The following is a 19,008-nucleotide window of genomic DNA, read 5'->3' on the forward strand; positions in this document are numbered from 1 at the left end:
GACAGGGGGTGAGGGGCGGGACGGGAACCGGATGCCGGGCCGCGGTCGGCGGCGTCGCTTCGGAGCGAGGGGTCGTCACTCCGGATAGCGGGGGTGCATGAGGGTCGACGGCGGGAGGCCCGGCTCGCGGCCGCGCTCCGCGGCGTCCGCGGCCGCCGCCAGCTCCGCCGGGTCGAGGGAGCGCAAACGGGGACGGTCCACGGGGAGTTGCGGGGATATGGACTCCCGCGCGGCCAGCACGAACCCCCAGTCGTCCGGCTCGGCGCCGTGCCCGTCGGGCCGCCGTCCGGGCACGGCGGGGCCGCCCTCCACCCGGTAGGGCGCGGTGGCGAGGCCGAGCGAACGGAGCGTGGCCTCCACCGTCCAGAAGACGCGCGGGCGGGCGCCGACCGGTCCCGCGTGCACGACGAGCCGTCCGCCCGGGGCCAGCCTGCGCTCCGCGAGGCCGTAGAACTCCTGGGAGTACAGCTTGGTGCTGGGGGTGATGCCCGGGTCGGGCAGGTCCGAGATCACCACGTCGTACGGGGCCTCGCCGGCGGGCCGGGAGCGCAGCCACTCGAAGGCGTCGGCGGCGACCGTGCGCACCCGGGGGTCGTGGAGGGCCCCGTGGTTGAGGGCGGCCAGATCCCGGTCGGTGCGCGCCAACCGCAGGACGGCCGGGTCGAGTTCGACGACGGTGACCGAGGCGACGTCCGCGTAGCGCAGCACCTCGCGCACGGCCAGGCCGTCGCCGCCGCCGAGCACCAGCACCCTGCGGCGCGGACCGGCCATCGCGGGATGCACCAGCGCCTCGTGATAGCGCAGCTCGTCCTGCCCGCTGACCCGCAGCCTGCCGTCCAGGAAGAGGGCGAGTGGCGTGCCGCTGCCGCCACCGCCCGCGAGCACGACCTCCTGCACGTCCGACTGCACGGCCACCCGCACGGCCTCCCCGTACACCGCGCGGCGCGCGGCGCGCTCGAACGGGCCGGTGAGCGCCGTGCCCGTCGCCAGCAGCGCCAGCACCAGCACATTGGCGACGAGGAGGCCCCAGCGCGCCCGGGCGCTCAGGTCGCCGCGGAACAGCCACAGCACCAGCGCCCCGCCCGCCGCCGCGTTGACCGCGCCGGTGAACAGCGCGCCCGTCAACTGCCCCAGCACCGGCAGCAGCAGGAAGGGGAAGGCGAGCCCGCCGACGAGCGCGCCCACATAGTCGGCGGCGAAGAGGTCGGCGACCGCGCCGCCCGCGTCCTGCCGCCGGATGCGCTGGATGAGGGTCATCAGCAAGGGCACTTCGGCCCCGATCAGCACCCCGATGGCCAGGGAGAACGCCACCAGGGCGAGCCGCGCCTGCCCGAACCAGGCGAAGCAGGCGTAGAGCGCCATGGCCGACAGACCGCCCGCCAGCGCCAGCGCCGCCTCGACGGCGGCGAAGCCCAGCGCGGCCCTGCCGCGCAGCCGTTTGGCGAGCAGGGAGCCCATGCCCATGGCGAACACCATCACCGACAGCACGACGGACGCCTGGGTGACGGAGTCCCCGATCAGGGACGAGGCGAGGGCGACCAGCTCCAGCTCGTACACCAGCCCGCAGGCGGCGCAGATGAAGACCGTGGTCAGGACCAGGAAGCGGCCCAGCCCGGCCGGTACGGGCAGCCGCGCCGACACCGGGCGGTAGATCATGACGGGAACGCTACGTCACGATCCGGCAACCTTTTGTCACCCACAAGGGTTTATTACAGGTGTTCCATAAGGCGCCCGGACCCCGCGCCAGGCCGCTCGCCGGGCGCACCCGGCCCGGCCCGGCGTCTCACAGCGGGGCCGCCGCCCGCACGGCCACCCTGGTGCGGGTCGCGACCAGCCTGCCCTCCTGCGGATAGGCGTGCCAGGTGCGCCAGCCCACCTGCCCCTCCGTGCGCTGCGCGAGCAGCGCGGTGAAGGCGTGCGGGCTGCCGGGGAAGACGCCCGCGAGGCCGTACGGATGCTCGGCGACCAGCGCCAGCAACTCCTGTGCCCGGCCCGCGAAGGAGCCGTGCGAGAGCGTCTCTATCCGGGCCGCGAACTCGTACTCCCAGCATCCGACGCGCTCGGCCACGCCCAGCGGCAGGGGCGTGGCGCTGCCCGGCAGACAGGCGACGGTCTCCGAGCAGAGGCCGTCCCCGTCCTCCAGCAGGACCTGGTGCGAGGCGCCGAGCAGCCGCAACTGGACCTGGGAGTCGGCGAGCCGCAGATCGAGGACGGCCAGGGCGGGGAGTGGATCCTTCCCCAGACACCAGGCGAGATCGGCGGCGCGGGTGTCGGTGTAAGTGGTCTTGAGAGTGGTGAGCATGGGTCGGCTCCGCAAACACGCAGGGGAGGGTGGGCCGGCCCGCCGAGGAGGACCAGGGTCTTCGAGTGCGCCGGCTCATGCCCACAGACGAGGCTCCGTGGGATCCGTGGACAGTGATTCCGAAGATTCCGCGAGGAGTCGTCTTACGGACACGTGTCTCTGAATGAGAGGGAATCATGAATTGACCGGTGCTCACAGCGTTTTTACCCATCTCATCGTGCTTTCCATCCACGCGAGGGCCGGACAGTTCAACTGTTCACAATCATTGCGGACCGCCGACCCGCGACAGGCGGCCGGACGCATATGCGATCAGGCATGGGCCACCTGCAAATCCGCAGATCGCGCGATATGGCTGAGCTTTGCGGGGCGATTGGTCACGGATTCTTCACGGACGTGGAACAACAAACGCACGTCGTTCGAGGGCGCATTGGGGCGCGCTCGAAAGGCGGGTAATGGAATTCCCACCACCCCGGCGTGCGGCGGTAGTTCACAACGGATTCGCACGCCGCCGGACCGCGCCCACGCGCGGCGCCCGCGCGCCCGCCGCGGGGCCTCGCCCCGTAAGCGCATCCGCAAGCCGTACCCGCAAGTCACCTCCGCAAGCACATCCCCGGCCGCGGACGCCGCAGACACTCCGCCGTACCCGCCGAGCGGGTGGAACGCGCACCGCTTACGGGCGTTCCGTGTCGCGCGCGCGTCGCGCGAGCCGCATGGTCGGTATGCCGGGCAGCCCGACGCAGGCCCCGACAGCCACCCGTCCGTACCCGCGCCCCGGACCGGTGCGCCGCCCCACGGCGGCGCCGGGCCGCGCCGGCCGCCGCCCGCACCGGAGGTGCCCCCGTGTCAGCCGACACCGCCGTCTCCGTACGCGCCCCGGAACCGCACCCCGCGGCCCCGGACGCCCGTGCCCGCCGCATCGACCGGGTGCGCGACGCCCTGCGCAGGGCCGCCCCCGCGCTGGCGCTGTACGCCGCCGTGCGGCTGACCGGCATGTCGGTCATGGCGGGGTGGGCCTGGTGGATCGGACGGCACCCGCGCACGCTGCTCGGGCACTCCTGGGACGGCATCTGGTACGCCGACATCGCGGGCCACGGCTACGGGCTGATCATCCACTCCACCACCACCCGCGGCGTGATCTTCAACGACCTGGCGTTCTTCCCGCTCTTCCCCGGCCTGGTCCGGGCCGTCACCACCGTGCTCCCGCTGACCGCCGTCACCGCGGGGCTGCTCGTCGCCTGGGTCTCGGCGGGGTTCGCGGCGTGGGGGGTCTACGCGGTGGGCGAGCTGCTGCACGGACGCCGGGTGGCCACCCTGCTCGTCGTGGTCTGGGGGCTGCTGCCGCACGCGATCGTGCAGTCCATGGCGTACACCGAGCCGCTGATGACCGCGCTCGCCGCCTGGGCGCTCTACGCCGTGATCACCGGCCGCAGGCTGTGCGCCGGGGCGCTCGCGCTGGCCGCGGGGCTCTCCCGGCCCAACGCGATCGCCGTGGCCGCCGCGGTGTGGGCCGCCGCCGCCGTCACCCTGTGGCGGGACCGCGGCTCCCGTACGGACCGGCGGCTGTGGGCGGGCACCGCGCTCGCCCCGCTGGGCTGGGCGGGCTACGTCGTCTGGGCGGGCTTCCGCTCCGGCGGCGGGCTGCTGGGCTACTTCGACGTGCAGCGGCTGTGGGGCTCGCGCTTCGACTTCGGCCGGGACGCGTTCAAGTTCGTCCGCCACCTGTGCATCGGCAAGGACGCCATGGCCTACTACGTGACGGTGGCGATCCTGGCCGTCGCCCTCGTCTCGCTGGTGTTCCTGGTCCTCGACCGGCCGCCCGCCGCGCTCGCGGTGTACGCGCTGGTGCTCGTCGTCATCGCGGTCGGCGGCTCCAGCTACTTCGCCTCCAAGCCGCGCTTCCTGCTGCCCGCCTTCCCGCTGCTGCTCCCGATGGCCCTGGCAATGGCGAGAGCCCGGCGGCGCACCGTCGTCGTGACGGTCGGCGCGCTGGCCGGGCTCTCGTTCTTCTACGGGACGTACCTGCTGACGGTCGCCCGTATGCCGATGTGACGGCGCCGAGCGCTTACGCCTCGTCGTCCGGCTTGTCGTCGCCGGACTCCGCGTCCGCCTCCAGGCCGAGCTGCTCGACAAGCCACTTGTCGAACTCGATCGAGGCGCGGACCCAGCTGACCGTGCTGGAGACGAAGTGCTCCAGGGAGACACCGACGCCGATCAGCATCTGCGCCTCGCCGATCAGGCGGACCGTGCCGTCGTCGTTGGTGTGGGTGTAGACCTTCGGCCACAGGGTGCGGCGGTTCCAGTCGTCGACGACCTCCAGGAGGCGCGCCTTCTCGTCGATCCCGTGCGGGCGGTCGTAGAACGTCCGGACCGAGAAGACCTGCTGCTCGGCCTCGCCGCGGAACATGAAGTACGTACGGAACTGCTCCCACGGTGCGGCGAGGTCGCCCTCGTCGTCCACGACGTACTTCAGCTCCATCTGCTCGAGGAGCTGCTTGACCAGGTCCTGGTCGGGGATGACGGGGCCGGCCGGGCCCGTCTCCTGCGGTTCGGGCTGGCCCCCGAAATTCGGAATCGAGGACGGGTCGATGCTCACCGTGAATTTCCCTTCGTACGGTTCCCGCCATCCTCCCCCATCACGGGCGGGGGCTGGCAACCCCCGCCCCACGGGATCACGCGCTCTTCGGACGCGCCTGCCGCGCCTGCCGCGCCTCCGGCCCCACCGTCAGGCCGTCGCCGTCGGGTGCGACGTCCACGCGTACAGTGTCGCCCTCGCGGACCTCCCCGGCCAGGATCGCCTTCGCGAGGCGGTCGCCGATGGCGGTCTGGACCAGGCGGCGCAGGGGGCGGGCGCCGTAGGTGAGGTCGGGGGCGGTGCCGTCGGCGGCGTCGCCCTGGCCGAGGGTGGCGAGCCAGTGCAGTGCCTTCTCGCCCACGTCGAGGGTGAGGCGGCGGTCGGCGAGGCGCTGGGCGAGGTGGCCGATCTGGATCGTGGCGATGCGTTCGAGCTGGTCCACGCCGAGGGGGTGGAAGACGACGGTGTCGTCGAGACGGTTGAGGAATTCGGGCCGGAAGGAGGCCCGCACGGTCGCCAGGACCTTCTCGCGCTTCTGCTCCTCCTTCAGCAGCGGATCCACCAGATAGGAGGAACCGAGGTTGGAAGTCAGGATCAGGATGGTGTTGCGGAAGTCGACCGTGCGCCCCTGGCCGTCGGTGAGCCGGCCGTCGTCCAGGACCTGGAGCAAGATGTCGAAGACCTCGTGGTGGGCCTTCTCGACCTCGTCGAGGAGCACCACGGTGTAGGGGCGGCGGCGGACGGCCTCGGTGAGCTGGCCGCCCTCCTCGTAGCCGACGTAGCCGGGCGGGGCGCCGACCAGGCGGGCGACGGAGTGCTTCTCGCTGTACTCGCTCATGTCGATGCGGACCATGGCGCGCTCGTCGTCGAAGAGGAAGTCCGCGAGCGCCTTGGCCAGCTCGGTCTTGCCGACGCCGGTCGGGCCCAGGAAGAGGAATGACCCCGTCGGCCGGTCGGGATCGGCGATCCCGGCGCGCGAGCGGCGTACGGCGTCGGAGACGGCGGTGACGGCCTCCCGCTGGCCGATCAGGCGCTTGCCGAGCTCGTCCTCCATGCGCAGCAGTTTCTGTGTCTCGCCCTCGAGGAGGCGGCCGGCGGGGATGCCGGTCCAGGAGGCGACGACGTCGGCGATGTCGTCCGGGCCGACCTCCTCCTTGACCATGAGGTCGCGGGCCTGGTGTTCGGCCTCGGCTTCGGCCCTGGCAGCTTCGTCGAGTTCGCGTTCGAGTGCGGGGATCTCGCCGTAGAGGAGTTTGGAGGCGGTGTCGAAGTCGCCGTCGCGCTGGGCGCGCTCGGCCTGCCCGCGCAGCCCGTCCAGGCGTTCCTTGAGCTCACCGACCCGGTTGAGGGACTGCTTCTCCTTCTCCCAGCGGGCGGTCAGACCGCGCAGTTCCTCCTCCTTGTCGGCGAGGTCGCGGCGGAGCTTGTCCAGGCGCTGCTTGCTGGCCTCGTCCGATTCCTTGGACAGGGCGAGCTCCTCCATCTTCAGCCGGTCCACGGCGCGCTGGAGCTCGTCGATCTCCACCGGTGAGGAGTCGATCTCCATGCGGAGGCGGGAGGCGGCCTCGTCGACGAGGTCGATGGCCTTGTCGGGCAGGAAGCGGGAGGTGATGTAGCGGTCGGACAGCGTCGCGGCCGCGACCAGTGCGCTGTCGGCGATCTGGACCTTGTGGTGGGCCTCGTAGCGGCCCTTCAGGCCGCGCAGGATCGCGATCGAGTCCTCCACGGAGGGCTCGGCGACCAGGACCTGCTGGAAACGGCGCTCCAGGGCGGGGTCCTTCTCGATGCGCTCGCGGTACTCGTCCAGCGTGGTCGCGCCGACCATGCGCAGCTCGCCGCGGGCCAGCATGGGCTTGAGCATGTTGCCCGCGTCCATCGCCGAATCCCCGCCGGCGCCTGCGCCGACGACGGTGTGGAGCTCGTCGATGAAGGTGATGATCTGGCCGTCGCTGTCCTTGATCTCGGCCAGGACGGTCTTCAGGCGCTCCTCGAACTCGCCCCGGTACTTCGCCCCGGCGACCATCGCCCCCAGATCGAGGGAGACCAGGCGCTTGTTGCGCAGCGACTCGGGCACATCGCCCTTCACTATCCGCTGCGCCAGGCCCTCCACGACCGCCGTCTTGCCCACGCCGGGCTCGCCGATCAGGACGGGATTGTTCTTGGTGCGGCGGGAGAGGACCTGCACCACACGGCGGATCTCCGCGTCCCGGCCGATCACCGGGTCCAGACGGCCCTCACGGGCGGCAGCGGTGAAGTCCGTGCCGAACTTCTCCAAAGCCTTGTACGTGCCCTCCGGATCCGCACTCGTCACCCGCTTGCCGCCCCGCGCGGCCTCGAAGGCGCCCAGGAGCCTCGATGCGGACGCGCCCTGCTGCTCCAGCAGCTCACCGGTACGCCCGCCCTTGGCCGCCAGGCCGATCAGCAGGTGCTCGGTGGACAGAAAGGTGTCGCCCAGCTCACGGGCGCGCTGCGAGGCATCCGCGATCACCGCCATCAGCTCACGGTCCGGCTGCGGCGGCGCGACCGTCGACCCCTGCACACTCGCCAGCCCCGCCAGCTGCCGCTCGGCACCCGAACGCAAGCCTGCGGCATCCGCCTCGACCGCGGCCAGCAGGTCCATCACGTTCTCGTTGTCCCGCCCCGCGAGGAGAGCGAGCAGCAGATGCGCGGGCGTCATGTCGGCATGCCCCGCCGACACGGCCCGCTCACTGGCGCCGCTCAGCGCCTCACGGCTCTTGTTCGTCAGCTCCGCGTCCACGACTGTGCGCTCCTCCTCCGATGCTGTGCCTCGCGCCGCGCCCGGCATCGCGTGCTGTGCCGGACACTCACTCCTGCTTGAAGCAACGTGCGATAAGTTGAGCCTATTCCACTCAACCCTGTTCTCGCCAGCATGCCCCGCGGCTACGCTTCCCGCATGGCCTACGACCTGCGCAATCTCCCCGCCGCGTACATCGAGTTCTGGCGCGAGCGACACCTGTGCACCCTCACCACCACGCGTCCCGACGGCAGCCCGCACCTCGTTCCCGTGGGGGTGACCTTCGACGCCGGGACCGGGACCGCCCGGGTGATCACCAACAGGTCCAGCCGCAAGATCGCGAACATACTGGCCGCCGGACCGGACGGCGCCCGGGTGGCCGTGTGCCAGGTCGGCGAACGCAAGTGGGCCACCCTGGAGGGCGTCGCCGTCGTACGGACCGAGGCCGACGCCGTCGACGACGCGGTGAACCGGTACGCCGAGCGCTACGGCCGCATGCCGAGCCCCAACCCCGACCGCGTCCTGGTCGAGATCACCGTCACCCGGGCGCTGGGCCTGGTCTGACGGTACGGGCCCGCCCGATCGGCCCCGGTACTGATGCCGTCCGGCCGCGCCGCTCGTACGGTCGGGGAAGAGGGATCCCACGACCGATCCCACGACCGAGGAGTACGAGGCGATGAGCGGCCCCGAGAGCCCGGATCACGTCAGCGTCCATCTGACCGGCTGCCGTCACCAGGACGCGGGGGCGGTGTTCCGCGCCCTGGAGACCGCGTTCCCCGAGGGCGCGGGGGAGCCGCGCAGCGAGACGAAGGAAGCGGGGGCGGAGCATCCGATGATCTGGTGCATGGTGGTCGACGCCCGCACCCGACGGGCTCCGTCGAAGGCCACCAGCGTCCCGCTGGCCGGCACGGTCGACGTCGATCTCTTCGGTGCGGCCGATCCCGTACGGCAGGTGAAGGAAGAGCTGGAGTCGGCCTTCATCGTGGAGGGCCGGGGGACGGTACCGGGCGAGCACGAACTGGAAGTCCGGCTCCGGCTCACGCCGTCGTCAGCGGGCGCCTGAGGGGCCGGCGGGGCGGGTCGCGCCCCGTCAGGGGCGCGGGGAACTGCGCGCGCAACCACGACGCACGCGCAGCCGCCAAACAACATCGCGCCCCGAGCTCATAGGCGCACCGCAAAAACTACTGGTCCCGTCTGGGCCGCCACACAACAAGCGCACTCGCCTGCTGCACGTCCTGATACGGCACCAAGTCCCGCCGATAAGAAGCGTGCACCGCCGCCTCGCGCTGCTGCATGGCCGCCGTGGCGCCGTCGACCGCGCCCTGGAGCTCGGCGATGCGGGCCTTGAGCGCGGACACCTGGTTCTCCAGCTCGATGATCCGCTTGATGCCCGCGAGGTTGATGCCCTCGTCCTGGCTCAGCTGCTGGACCTGCCGGAGCAGTTCGATGTCCCGCGCCGAATAGCGCCTGCCCCGGCCCGCCGTGCGGTCCGGGGAGACGAGCCCGAGGCGGTCGTACTGCCGCAGTGTCTGCGGGTGCAGGCCCGACAGCTGGGCCGCCACGGAGATGACGTAGACCGGCGACTCGTCGGTCAGCTGATAAGGCTGTGCGTTCTCGTACCGCCGTCGTCGGCCGTCCATCTCATGCTCCCTTCGCGGCCTGGAACAGTTCGGCCCTCGGGTCCCTGCCCGCCGTCGCCTCGCGGTAGGCCTCCAGGGCCTCCCGCGCCTTGTCGCCGAGCTCGTCGGGCACCGACACCTCGACGGTGATCAGCAGATCGCCGCGGGTGCCGTCCTTGCGCACCGCGCCCTTGCCGCGGGCGCGCATGGTCCGTCCGTTGGGCGTGCCCGCGGGCAGCTTGAGCGTGACCGGCGGTCCGCCCAGCGTCGGCACCTTCACCTCACCACCCAGCGCCGCCTCCGGGTAGGTGACGGGCACGGTGACGGTGAGGTTGTCGCCCTTGCGGCCGAAGACCGGGTGGGCGTCGACGTGCACCACGACGTACAGATCGCCGTTGGGCCCGCCGCGCTCGCCCGGGGCGCCCTTGCCGCGCAGCCGGATCCGCTGCCCGTCGGAGACGCCCGCCGGTATGCGGACCTGCATGGTGCGGGAGGACGTGGCCCGGCCGCTGCCCTTGCAGACGTCGCAGGGGTTCTCGGGGATCAGCCCGCGGCCCTTGCAGTCCGGGCAGGGGTCGGTCAGCGAGAAGCCGCCGCCCGAGCCGTGCGACACCTGGCCGGTGCCGACGCAGGTCGGGCAGACCCGCGGCGTGCCGTTCTTGTCGCCCGTGCCGGAGCACGTCTTGCACGCCGCGGAGGACGACATCCGCAGCGGGACAGTGGCCCCCTCGACCGCCTCGGTGAAGCTGAGCGACACCTCGGACTCGATGTCCTGCCCGCGGCGCGGCTGCGTGCGCGTGCCGCCCCGGTTGAACAGGCCGCCGAAGACGTCGCCGAGACCGCCGCCGAAGCCACCGCCGCCCCCGCCCTGGGCGCCTCCGAAGAGGTCGCCCAGGTCGAAGTTGAAGGAGCCGCCCGCACCGCCGCCCGGCCCCGGGCGGAAGCCGCCGTTGCCGAAGAGGGCACGCGCGTCGTCGTACTCCTTGCGGCGCTTGGGGTCGGCCAGGACGTCATTGGCCTCGGAGATCTCCTTGAAGCGCTCCTCCGCCTTGGTGTCGCCCTTGTTGGCGTCCGGATGGTTCTCGCGGGCGAGCTTCCGGTACGCCTTCTTGATCTCGGCCTCGGTGGCGTCCTTGGGCACGCCGAGGACCTTGTAGTAGTCCTTCTCCAGGAAGTCCTTCGTGCTCATCCCCGGCGCCCCTCCTTCCGGTCGCCCGTCCCGTCAACGCGGTCGGTCATCTTCACGTCAGCCCTTGTCCGGGCCACCGCTCTCCTCGGCCACCTCGTCCTCGCCCTCGCCCTTCTGGGCGCCGGGCTGCGGTTCGGCGACGGCCACCCGCGCCGGGCGGATCGTCCGCTCGCCGATCCGATACCCCGGCTGCAGAATCTGCACGCACGTGGTCTCGGTGACGTCCGGCGCGTAGGAGTGCATCAGGGCCTCGTGCACCAGCGGGTCGAAGGGCTCGCCCTCCTTGCCGAACTGCTGCAGGCCCATCTTGGCCACGACCGTCTCCAGCGACTCGGCGACGGACTTGAAGCCGCCGACCAGCTCGCCGTGGTCACGGGCGCGGCCGATGTCGTCGAGCGTGGGGAGCAGCTCGGCCAGGAGGTTCGCGACGGCGACCTCCTTGACCGTGGCGCGGTCCCGCTCCACCCGGCGACGGTAGTTCTGGTACTCGGCCTGGAGCCGCTGGAGGTCGGCCGTGCGCTCGCCGAGCGCGGCCTGTGCCTGGTCCAGCTGCGCCTGGAGCCCTACCTCGACCAGCTCTTCCCCGGCCGGGGCCGGGCCCGCCTTGTCGGCGGACCCGGCACCCTCGGCCGCGTCGTCGGAGGTCGCGTCGGAGGGGACTTCAGGCTTCTCGTCGAAACCCGGGGTCTCCTCCGTCACGCCGCACCGCCCTTCGCGTGGCCCGGCTTCTCGTCGTCGACGATCTCGGCGTCGACGACGTCGTCCTCGGCCTTGGCCTGCTGGGCGCCCTCGGCACCGGCGGCGCCGGCAGCACCCTGCGCGCCCTGGGCGTCGGCGTACATGGCCTGGCCCAGCTTCTGGCTGACCGCGGCGACCTTCTCGGTCGCGGTGCGGATCTCGGCCGAGTCCTCGCCCTTGAGCTTCTCCTTCAGCTCGGCGACGGCCGTCTCGACCTCGGTCTTCACCTCGGCCGGGACCTTGTCCTCGTTGTCCTTGAGGAACTTCTCCGTCTGGTAGACGAGCTGCTCGCCCTGGTTGCGGGTCTCGGCGGCCTCGCGGCGCTTGTGGTCCTCCTCCGCGTACTTCTCGGCCTCCTCGCGCATGCGGTCGACCTCGTCCTTCGGCAGCGAGGAGCCGCCGGTGACGGTCATCTTCTGCTCCTTGCCCGTGCCCAGGTCCTTCGCGGTCACGTGCATGATGCCGTTGGCGTCGATGTCGAAGGCGACCTCGATCTGCGGGACGCCGCGCGGGGCCGGCGGGAGGCCGGTCAGCTCGAACATGCCGAGCTTCTTGTTGTACGCCGCGATCTCGCGCTCGCCCTGGTAGACCTGGATCTGCACGGACGGCTGGTTGTCCTCGGCCGTCGTGAAGATCTCGGAGCGCTTGGTCGGGATCGTGGTGTTGCGCTCGATCAGCTTGGTCATGATGCCGCCCTTGGTCTCGATACCGAGGGACAGCGGGGTGACGTCGAGCAGCAGGACGTCCTTGACCTCGCCCTTGAGGACACCGGCCTGGAGCGAGGCGCCGATGGCGACGACCTCGTCCGGGTTCACACCCTTGTTGGCCTCCTTGCCGCCGGTCAGCTCCTTGACGAGCTCGGCGACGGCGGGCATACGGGTGGAACCGCCGACCAGGACCACGTGGTCGATCTCGGACAGGTTGATGCCCGCGTCCTTGATGACGTTGTGGAACGGCGTCTTGCAGCGCTCCAGCAGGTCCGCGGTCAGCTGCTGGAACTGGGCGCGGGTGAGCTTCTCGTCCAGGTGCAGCGGGCCCTCGGCGGAGGCCGTGATGTAGGGCAGGTTGATCGTGGTCTCGGTGGACGAGGACAGCTCGATCTTCGCCTTCTCCGCGGCCTCACGGAGGCGCTGGAGGGCCATCTTGTCCTTGGACAGGTCGACGCCGTGGCCGTTGGCGAACTGCTTGACCAGGTAGTCGACGACGCGCTGGTCCCAGTCGTCACCACCGAGGTGGTTGTCGCCGTTGGTGGCCTTGACCTCGACGACACCGTCGCCGATCTCCAGCAGCGAGACGTCGAACGTACCGCCACCGAGGTCGAAGACGAGGATCGTCTGGTCGTCCTTGTCCAGGCCGTAGGCCAGGGCGGCCGCGGTGGGCTCGTTGACGATGCGCAGGACGTTCAGGCCCGCGATCTCGCCGGCCTCCTTGGTGGCCTGGCGCTCGGAGTCGTTGAAGTACGCCGGGACGGTGATGACCGCGTCGGTCACCTTCTCGCCCAGGTACGCCTCGGCGTCGCGCTTCAGCTTCTGCAGGATGAAGGCGCTCATCTGCTGCGGGTTGAAGGGCTTGCCGTCGAGCTCGATCTTCCAGTCGGTGCCCATGTGACGCTTGACCGACCGGATGGTCCTGTCGACGTTGGTGACAGCCTGGCGCTTGGCCACCTCGCCGACCAGCACCTCGCCGTTCTTGGCGAAGGCGACGACGGACGGCGTGGTCCTGGCGCCCTCGGCGTTGGTGATGACGGTGGGCTCACCGCCCTCGAGAACACTGACGACGGAGTTCGTCGTACCCAGGTCGATGCCGACCGCACGTGCCATGTCGATTCCTCCATTGGACTTGAGTGGAACAGGCTCAAGGGTGCAACACCGACGCCACCCTGTCAACGGACCTGAGTCGGACCGACTCAACTTTTATGTCAGCCTTACGGTCACCGGCGGCCGCCGGGGCGTGAACAGGGGCCGCTCGCGCGACGCAGATCACCGGCGCTGCGGGTATGGCGGGCGGCCGGGAGTGAGTAGTCTCGTACGGACTGGATAAGTTACCCATTAGTAATTCCGCTCTCGCAGGCCCGAGGAGCCCTCCCATGCAACTCGCCGCGATCATCGTGTCGCTGGTCCTCATCGCGGTCGGCTTCGCATTGCTCGGCCGTGCCGTCCTGCAGATCTACCAGCACATGCGGCTGGGCCAGCCGGTGCCCAAGGGCACCCGCACCGACGATCCCGCCCGGCGCACGGTCACGGTGGCCAAGGAGTTCCTGGGCCACACCCGCATGAACCAGTGGGGCCTGATCGGCGTCGCCCACTGGGGCGTGGCGCTGGGCTTCTTCTCGCTGCTGATCACGATCGTCAACGCGGTCGGCCAGCTCTTCAAGGCCGACTGGCTGCTGCCCTTCATCGGCGGGTGGCTGCCGTACGAGCTCTGGGTCGAGTTCTTCGCCACGGTGACCACGCTGGGCATCCTCACCCTGATCGTCGTCCGGCAGCTGAGCAAGCCGGGCAAGCCGGGCCGCAAGTCCCGCTTCGCGGGCTCCAACTTCGGCCAGGCCTACTTCGTCGAGGCCGTCATCCTCATCGTCGGCTGCTCGATCGTCACGCTGCGCGGCCTGGAGGGCGCCCAGCACGGCGTCGAGAGCTACGAGGCCGCCTACTTCGTCACGTACCCGCTGGTCGCGGCCTTCCGCGGGCTGAGCACCGAGACGCTGCAGAACCTCACCTATCTGGTCGCCATGATCAAGATCTCGGCGTCCTTCATCTGGATGATCACGGTCTCCCTCAAGACCGACATGGGCGTGGCCTGGCACCGCTTCCTGGCCTTCCCCAACATCTGGTTCAAGCGCGAGTCCAGCGGCGGCGTCGCCCTCGGCGCGCTGCAGCCGATGACGAGCGCCGGCAAGCCGATCGACTTCGAGGACCCGGGCGAGGACGACCAGTTCGGCGTCTCCCAGGTCGAGCACTTCTCCTGGAAGGGCCTGCTCGACTTCGACACCTGCACCGAGTGCGGCCGCTGCCAGTCGCAGTGCCCCGCCTGGAACACCGGCAAGCCGCTCTCGCCGAAGCTGCTCATCATGTCGCTGCGCGACCACGCGCACGCCAAGGCGCCGTACCTGCTCGCGGGCGGCGGCAAGGACGCGGAGGGCGCGGAGAAGGGCACCGAGGAGCAGCTGAAGGACGTCCCGGCCGCCGCGAAGGCCGAGGCCGAGCGCCCGCTGATCGGCACGCTGGAGGAGAACGGCGTCATCGACCCGGACGTCCTGTGGTCCTGCACCACCTGCGGCGCCTGTGTCGAGCAGTGCCCGGTGGACATCGAGCACATCGACCACATCGTCGACATGCGCCGCTACCAGGTGATGATCGAGAGCGCCTTCCCGTCCGAGGCGGGCACGATGCTCAAGAACCTGGAGAAGAAGGGCAACCCCTGGGGCCTGGCGAAGAAGCAGCGCCTGCAGTGGACCAAGGAGGTCGACTTCGAGGTCCCGGTCGTCGGCAAGGACGTCGAGGACCTCACCGAGGTCGACTACCTCTACTGGGTGGGCTGCGCGGGCGCCCTTGAGGACCGCGCCAAGAAGACCACCAAGGCCTTCGCCGAGCTGCTGCACATGGCGGGCGTGAAGTTCGCGATCATGGGCGGCGAGGAGAACTGCACCGGTGACTCGCCCCGCCGCCTGGGCAACGAGTTCCTCTTCCAGCAGCTGGGCCAGCAGAACGTCGAGATGCTCAACATGGCCTTCGGCGAGGACTCCGAGGACGAGTCCACGAAGAAGCCCAAGTCCAAGAAGAAGATCGTCGCGACCTGCCCGCACTGCTTCAACACGATCGCCAACGAGTACCCGCAGCTCGGCGGCGAGTACGAGGTCATCCACCACACGCAGCTGCTCCAGCACCTCATCGACGAGGGCAAGCTGATCCCCGTCACCCCGGTCGAGGGTCTGATCACCTACCACGACCCCTGCTACCTGGGCCGCCACAACAAGGTCTACACGCCCCCGCGCGAGATCATCGCGAAGGTGCCGGGCCTGCGGAACGAGGAGATGCACCGCCACAAGGAGCGCGGCTTCTGCTGCGGCGCCGGCGGCGCGCGCATGTGGATGGAGGAGCGCATCGGCAAGCGCATCAACAACGAGCGCGTGGACGAGGCCCTCTCCCTCAACCCGGACATCGTCTCCACCGCCTGCCCCTTCTGCCTTGTCATGCTGACCGACTCGGTCAACGGCAAGAAGAACGACGGCAAGGCGAAGGAGTCCATCCAGGTCGTCGACGTCGCGCAGCTGCTGCTCGAATCGGTGAAGACCCCGGTCGAGCCGGAGGGCGACGGCGAGCCGGCGGACGCGCCGGAGCCGGACCCGGAGCCGGTGAAGTAGCCGCGCGCGACGCGCGCAACGGCCGGGCCCCGCGAGCGATCGCGGGGCCCGGCCGTTGTCGTAGGGCCGTGGGACGATGACGTCGTACGCGCTTGCAGCCCGACTTCGTCAGGAGCCAGGTCATGGACTACGCCCGTATCCGCGCTGTCGCAGAAGAACTTTCCGCGCTGCCCAACACCGGGAAGGTCGAGATCTCCGACGGCACCATCGTCATGATGATGAGCCCGTCGGGCACCCACGAGCTGGTGGCCATGCGGCTGCGCCGTCAGCTCGACCGTCAGGTCTCCGACGACCTCGTAGCTCACACGGGCGGAGAGGTGGAAGATCCGTCACTCGGCATTCTGCGCAGCCCTGACCTGGTTGTTCTGCCCGAAGCCGCGATGGACACACCGGGCCGTTTCAACCCTCGGGACCTGGCCTTGGCCGCTGAGGTCGTCTCTCCTTCCAACCACGCCAACGACTACGCGCAGAAGATGCGTGACTACCCGGCCATGGGTATCCCTCTCTACTTCCTGATCGACCCGCGCAAGGGGACGATGGCCGTCATGTCCGACCTCGGAACCGGCACCGACGGGGAGCGCTGCTACCGCGCCCGCCACGATTACGCCTTCGGCGACAAGGTCTCCGTCGGCCCCTGGACCATCGACAGCGCGGAATTCCCCCTCTACCACTCGTAACCCAAACCATCCCTCAGGACGACGCGTCCCCGGCCTTCCCCCTAAGGGATGTCACAGCTCCGCCCCAATGGTCCCGGGGTTTCCCGGGGCCCGGGGTCGGCGTCCGGGCAGAGCGGGTACGTTCGAAGCGTGGCTGGATTCAGGATGGGACGCGGACGGGACTCTCAGCACCCGGGCCCCGCGCAGCAAGGACAGCGCCCGGGGCAGTACCAGGCTCCGTACGGCGGCCAGGGCGGTGACCCGTACGGCGGCGGCCAGGGCGGCGGTCAGCAGCAGTGGCAGCAGCCGTCGGGCTACGACGAGCCGGAGTACTTCGGCGCCCCGGGCGGCGGCCCGCAGCAGGGCTACGACCCGTACGGACAACCGCAGGGCCACCAGGACCCGTACGGACAGCCGCAAGGCCACCAGGCCCCCTACGGCCACTCCGACAGCCCGGGCCACACCCAGCAGTTCAGCGTCGGCGAGGCCCCGGACGCCTACGGCCCGTACGCGGGCGACGGCGCCTACGGCGACACCGGGGCGTACAGCTCGGGCGACACCTACCGCGCCGGGCAGCAGACGGCCCCCGCGCCGCCCTCGGGACCGCGCCTGCCGTGGAAGGAGCTGCTGAAGGGCATCGTGCTGCGGCCGAACGCCACGTTCTGGCAGATGCGCGACCACGCGGTGTGGGCGCCCGCCCTGATCGTCACCTTCGTCTACGGCCTGCTCGCCGTCTTCGGCTTCGACAAGGCCCGCGACGACGTCCTGAAGGCCACGGTCTCGAACAGCGTCCCCGAGGTGCTGATCACCGGCGTCATCGTGGTGATCTCCGGGCTGATCCTGGGCGCGGTCACGCACACCCTCGCCCGGCAGCTGGGCGGCGACGGCATATGGCAGCCGACGGTCGGCCTGTCGATGCTGATCATGTCGATCACGGACGCCCCGCGGCTGCTCGTGGCGATGTTCCTCGGCGGCGACAGCCCGGTCGTCCAGGTGCTGGGCTGGGCCACGTGGCTGGCGGCGGGCGCGCTGTTCACCTCGATGGTGAGCAAGTCGCACGACCTGCCGTGGCCGAAGGCGCTGGCCGCGTCCTCGATCCAGCTGATCGCCCTGCTGTCGATCATCAAGCTGGGCACGTTCTGACGGACGGGCGACAGCCGCACGCGCACGAAGACATGCGCACGAAGAAGGGCCCCGGTCGTTCCCGACCGGGGCCCTTCTCCATCAGTGCTGCTGCGACTGCCGCGCGCTCACGCGTCGAGGACCTGGCCCTCGCGGCGCACGACCGGCGGCTCGACCGACCACGGGAAGTTGATCCACTCGTCCGTCTTCTTCCAGACGTACTCGCACTTCACGAGCGAGTGGCTCTTCTCGTAGATCACGGCACTGCGCACCTCGGCGACGTGCTCCAGGCAGAAGTCGTGGACGAGCTTGAGCGTCTTGCCGGTGTCCGCGACGTCGTCGGCGATGAGGACCTTCTTGTTGGAGAAGTCGATCGCGTTCGGGACGGGGGAGAGCATCACCGGCATCTCCAGGGTGGTGCCCACACCGGTGTAGAACTCCACGTTGACCAGGTGGATGTTCTTGCAGTCCAGCGCGTACGCCAGGCCGCCCGCGACGAAGACGCCGCCGCGCGCGATGGAGAGGATGATGTCCGGCTCGTAGCCGTCGTCCGCGATGGTCTGCGCCAGCTCACGGATGGCCTGCCCGAAGATCGGGTAGGTCAGGTTCTCGCGTACGTCACTCACTGTTGCTCTTCGCCCTGTTTCCCTGGTCCTCAGACCTGCGTGCGATGGAAGTTCTGGAAGGAGCGCGAGGGCGTCGGCCCACGCTGTCCCTGGTAGCGGGAGCCGTGCTTGGCGGACCCGTAAGGATGCTCGACGGGTGACGTCAGACGGAACATGCACAGCTGCCCGATCTTCATCCCCGGCCAGAGCTTGATCGGCAGCGTGGCCATGTTCGACAGCTCCAGCGTCACGTGACCGGAGAAGCCGGGGTCGATGAAGCCCGCCGTGGAGTGGGTCAGCAGACCCAGCCGGCCGAGGCTCGACTTGCCCTCCAGCCGCGAGGCGATGTTGTCGGGAAGCGTGATCACCTCGTACGTCGAGGCGAGCACGAACTCGCCCGGGTGGAGGATGAACGCCTCGTCGCCGTCCGGCACCACCTCACGGGTGAGGTCCGCCTGCTCGATGGCGGGGTCGATGTGGGGGTACCGGTGGTTCTCGAACACCCTGAAGTAGCGGTCCAGCCGCACATCGATGCTCGAGGGCTGCACCATCGATTCGTCGTACGGTTCGAGCCGCACCCGGCCAGCGTCGATCTCGGCCCGGATGTCCTTGTCTGAGAGAAGCACGGGTCGAGGATACGCGGAGAAGACGGACAACGCGGGCCCGGTCCCGGTGGACCGTGCCCGCGCGCCGCTCATCGCTCTGCGATCAGCCCTTCGCGATCACGGCGGCGATCAGGCCGTCGCGACCGCGCTTCGTCCTCACGGCTTCCGCACCGCCACCGGAACGGAATGCCGCAGCCGCGCGCAGCGCGGGCAGCGGAGCAGCCGCCCCGGGCCGAGGCGGCCGGGACCGAGATGCTGCATCGGGAACGAAGCGGTGCTGAACACGTGCCCCTCGGCACAACGAACGACGGTGCGCTCCATAGAGCTCCCTTTCCCCAGGGCGATATCGGCCGCGCGCCCCGGCGCACGACCAGAAAGACAAAAGCCACATTAGGGGATGTATCCGAATCACTCGCACCCGGCACTCCCGACAGCGCGCAGCGACTTCCACCCCGACATGCCGCCCCAACGGTACGCCCCAACTC

The 19,008-nt window shown here is 70.3% G+C and carries 16 protein-coding genes; 6 read left to right on the top strand and 10 right to left on the bottom strand.

All coding sequences use genetic code 11. The annotated features are described in order from the left end of the window. Positions 1–75 precede the first annotated feature (75 nt). Together K6I34_RS11360 and K6I34_RS11365 are read right to left on the bottom strand one after the other, a co-directional pair. Positions 76–1,656 carry a polyamine aminopropyltransferase gene (locus tag K6I34_RS11360; protein ID WP_229324874.1) on the bottom strand — a complete coding sequence of 527 codons (1,581 nt, stop codon included), beginning with the start codon at positions 1,654–1,656 and terminating at the stop codon, positions 76–78. Positions 1,657–1,783: 127 nt separating this feature from the next. After that, positions 1,784–2,302, bottom strand: a complete 519-nt coding sequence (locus tag K6I34_RS11365) for a DUF2617 family protein (protein WP_229324875.1) — start codon at positions 2,300–2,302, stop codon at positions 1,784–1,786. 840 nt (positions 2,303–3,142) lie between these two features. Between K6I34_RS11365 and K6I34_RS11370 the strand changes: the two genes are divergently transcribed. Next, complete coding sequence (locus tag K6I34_RS11370) at positions 3,143–4,351, top strand: hypothetical protein (RefSeq protein WP_229324877.1); 1,209 nt, start codon at positions 3,143–3,145, stop codon at positions 4,349–4,351. Between the two features lie 13 nt (positions 4,352–4,364). Here K6I34_RS11370 and K6I34_RS11375 read toward each other — a convergent pair whose 3' ends face one another. Together K6I34_RS11375 and clpB are read right to left on the bottom strand one after the other, a co-directional pair. Next, positions 4,365–4,895: a YbjN domain-containing protein gene (locus tag K6I34_RS11375; protein WP_229324879.1), complete on the bottom strand. Its 531-nt coding sequence runs from the start codon at positions 4,893–4,895 to the stop codon at positions 4,365–4,367. A 76-nt stretch (positions 4,896–4,971) separates the two neighbouring features. Then, positions 4,972–7,632 (bottom strand): ATP-dependent chaperone ClpB, encoded by a 2,661-nt coding sequence (gene clpB / locus K6I34_RS11380; RefSeq protein ID WP_229324881.1) that lies wholly within the window; start codon positions 7,630–7,632, stop codon positions 4,972–4,974. A 156-nt stretch (positions 7,633–7,788) separates the two neighbouring features. Between clpB and K6I34_RS11385 the strand changes: the two genes are divergently transcribed. Further along, positions 7,789–8,193, top strand: coding sequence for a pyridoxamine 5'-phosphate oxidase family protein (locus K6I34_RS11385; RefSeq protein WP_229324883.1), 405 nt, complete (start codon positions 7,789–7,791; stop codon positions 8,191–8,193). Between the two features lie 112 nt (positions 8,194–8,305). Then, the gene (locus K6I34_RS11390) at positions 8,306–8,692 is read left to right on the top strand and encodes a hypothetical protein (protein WP_229324885.1); all 387 of its coding nucleotides are present in this window, start codon (positions 8,306–8,308) and stop codon (positions 8,690–8,692) included. A 118-nt stretch (positions 8,693–8,810) separates the two neighbouring features. Here K6I34_RS11390 and K6I34_RS11395 read toward each other — a convergent pair whose 3' ends face one another. Genes K6I34_RS11395 through dnaK form a run of 4 tightly spaced genes read right to left on the bottom strand, consistent with a single transcriptional unit; the run spans position 8,811 to position 12,995 of the window. Next, positions 8,811–9,269 (bottom strand): heat shock protein transcriptional repressor HspR, encoded by a 459-nt coding sequence (locus tag K6I34_RS11395; protein WP_229324887.1) that lies wholly within the window; start codon positions 9,267–9,269, stop codon positions 8,811–8,813. 1 nt (position 9,270) lies between these two features. Then, a complete protein-coding gene (dnaJ, locus tag K6I34_RS11400; protein WP_229324889.1) occupies positions 9,271–10,437 on the bottom strand; it encodes a molecular chaperone DnaJ in 1,167 nt (388 codons plus the stop codon). A 57-nt stretch (positions 10,438–10,494) separates the two neighbouring features. Beyond that, the gene (grpE, locus tag K6I34_RS11405) at positions 10,495–11,136 is read right to left on the bottom strand and encodes a nucleotide exchange factor GrpE (RefSeq protein ID WP_229324891.1); all 642 of its coding nucleotides are present in this window, start codon (positions 11,134–11,136) and stop codon (positions 10,495–10,497) included. Beyond that, positions 11,133–12,995 (bottom strand): molecular chaperone DnaK, encoded by a 1,863-nt coding sequence (gene dnaK / locus K6I34_RS11410; protein ID WP_229324892.1) that lies wholly within the window; start codon positions 12,993–12,995, stop codon positions 11,133–11,135. Before dnaK ends, grpE begins: the two co-directional genes overlap by 4 nt. A gap of 266 nt (positions 12,996–13,261) precedes the next feature. On the opposite strand from dnaK, the gene K6I34_RS11415 reads away from it, so the two are divergent. The 3 genes from K6I34_RS11415 to K6I34_RS11425 all read left to right on the top strand — a co-directional run bounded on the left by K6I34_RS11415 (position 13,262) and on the right by K6I34_RS11425 (position 17,334). Next, positions 13,262–15,535 carry a 4Fe-4S dicluster domain-containing protein gene (locus tag K6I34_RS11415; RefSeq protein WP_229324894.1) on the top strand — a complete coding sequence of 758 codons (2,274 nt, stop codon included), beginning with the start codon at positions 13,262–13,264 and terminating at the stop codon, positions 15,533–15,535. Positions 15,536–15,657: 122 nt separating this feature from the next. Then, positions 15,658–16,212, top strand: a complete 555-nt coding sequence (locus K6I34_RS11420; protein ID WP_229324896.1) for a Uma2 family endonuclease — start codon at positions 15,658–15,660, stop codon at positions 16,210–16,212. A gap of 144 nt (positions 16,213–16,356) precedes the next feature. Next, positions 16,357–17,334, top strand: a complete 978-nt coding sequence (locus tag K6I34_RS11425; protein ID WP_229324902.1) for a Yip1 family protein — start codon at positions 16,357–16,359, stop codon at positions 17,332–17,334. Between the two features lie 107 nt (positions 17,335–17,441). Here the strand turns inward: K6I34_RS11425 and K6I34_RS11430 are convergent, their stop codons facing one another. Together K6I34_RS11430 and dcd are read right to left on the bottom strand one after the other, a co-directional pair. After that, positions 17,442–17,939 (bottom strand): phosphoribosyltransferase, encoded by a 498-nt coding sequence (locus K6I34_RS11430; RefSeq protein ID WP_229324898.1) that lies wholly within the window; start codon positions 17,937–17,939, stop codon positions 17,442–17,444. 29 nt (positions 17,940–17,968) lie between these two features. Then, a complete protein-coding gene (dcd, locus tag K6I34_RS11435) occupies positions 17,969–18,544 on the bottom strand; it encodes a dCTP deaminase (protein WP_229324900.1) in 576 nt (191 codons plus the stop codon). Positions 18,545–19,008 lie beyond the last annotated feature (464 nt).

This window comes from Streptomyces sp. UNOC14_S4 (assembly GCF_020740835.1).
Classification (GTDB): Bacteria; Actinomycetota; Actinomycetes; order Streptomycetales; family Streptomycetaceae; genus Streptomyces.

Coding starts and splice junctions, on each gene's coding strand:
- K6I34_RS11425 (WP_229324902.1), top strand. CDS start 16,357: ATGGGACGCGGACGGGACTCTCAGCACCCGGGCCCCGCGCAGCAAGGA.
- K6I34_RS11365 (WP_229324875.1), bottom strand. CDS start 2,302: ATGCTCACCACTCTCAAGACCACTTACACCGACACCCGCGCCGCCGAT.
- dnaJ (WP_229324889.1), bottom strand. CDS start 10,437: ATGAGCACGAAGGACTTCCTGGAGAAGGACTACTACAAGGTCCTCGGC.
- dnaK (WP_229324892.1), bottom strand. CDS start 12,995: ATGGCACGTGCGGTCGGCATCGACCTGGGTACGACGAACTCCGTCGTC.
- K6I34_RS11420 (WP_229324896.1), top strand. CDS start 15,658: ATGGACTACGCCCGTATCCGCGCTGTCGCAGAAGAACTTTCCGCGCTG.
- K6I34_RS11415 (WP_229324894.1), top strand. CDS start 13,262: ATGCAACTCGCCGCGATCATCGTGTCGCTGGTCCTCATCGCGGTCGGC.
- K6I34_RS11390 (WP_229324885.1), top strand. CDS start 8,306: ATGAGCGGCCCCGAGAGCCCGGATCACGTCAGCGTCCATCTGACCGGC.
- K6I34_RS11385 (WP_229324883.1), top strand. CDS start 7,789: ATGGCCTACGACCTGCGCAATCTCCCCGCCGCGTACATCGAGTTCTGG.
- K6I34_RS11360 (WP_229324874.1), bottom strand. CDS start 1,656: ATGATCTACCGCCCGGTGTCGGCGCGGCTGCCCGTACCGGCCGGGCTG.
- K6I34_RS11395 (WP_229324887.1), bottom strand. CDS start 9,269: ATGGACGGCCGACGACGGCGGTACGAGAACGCACAGCCTTATCAGCTG.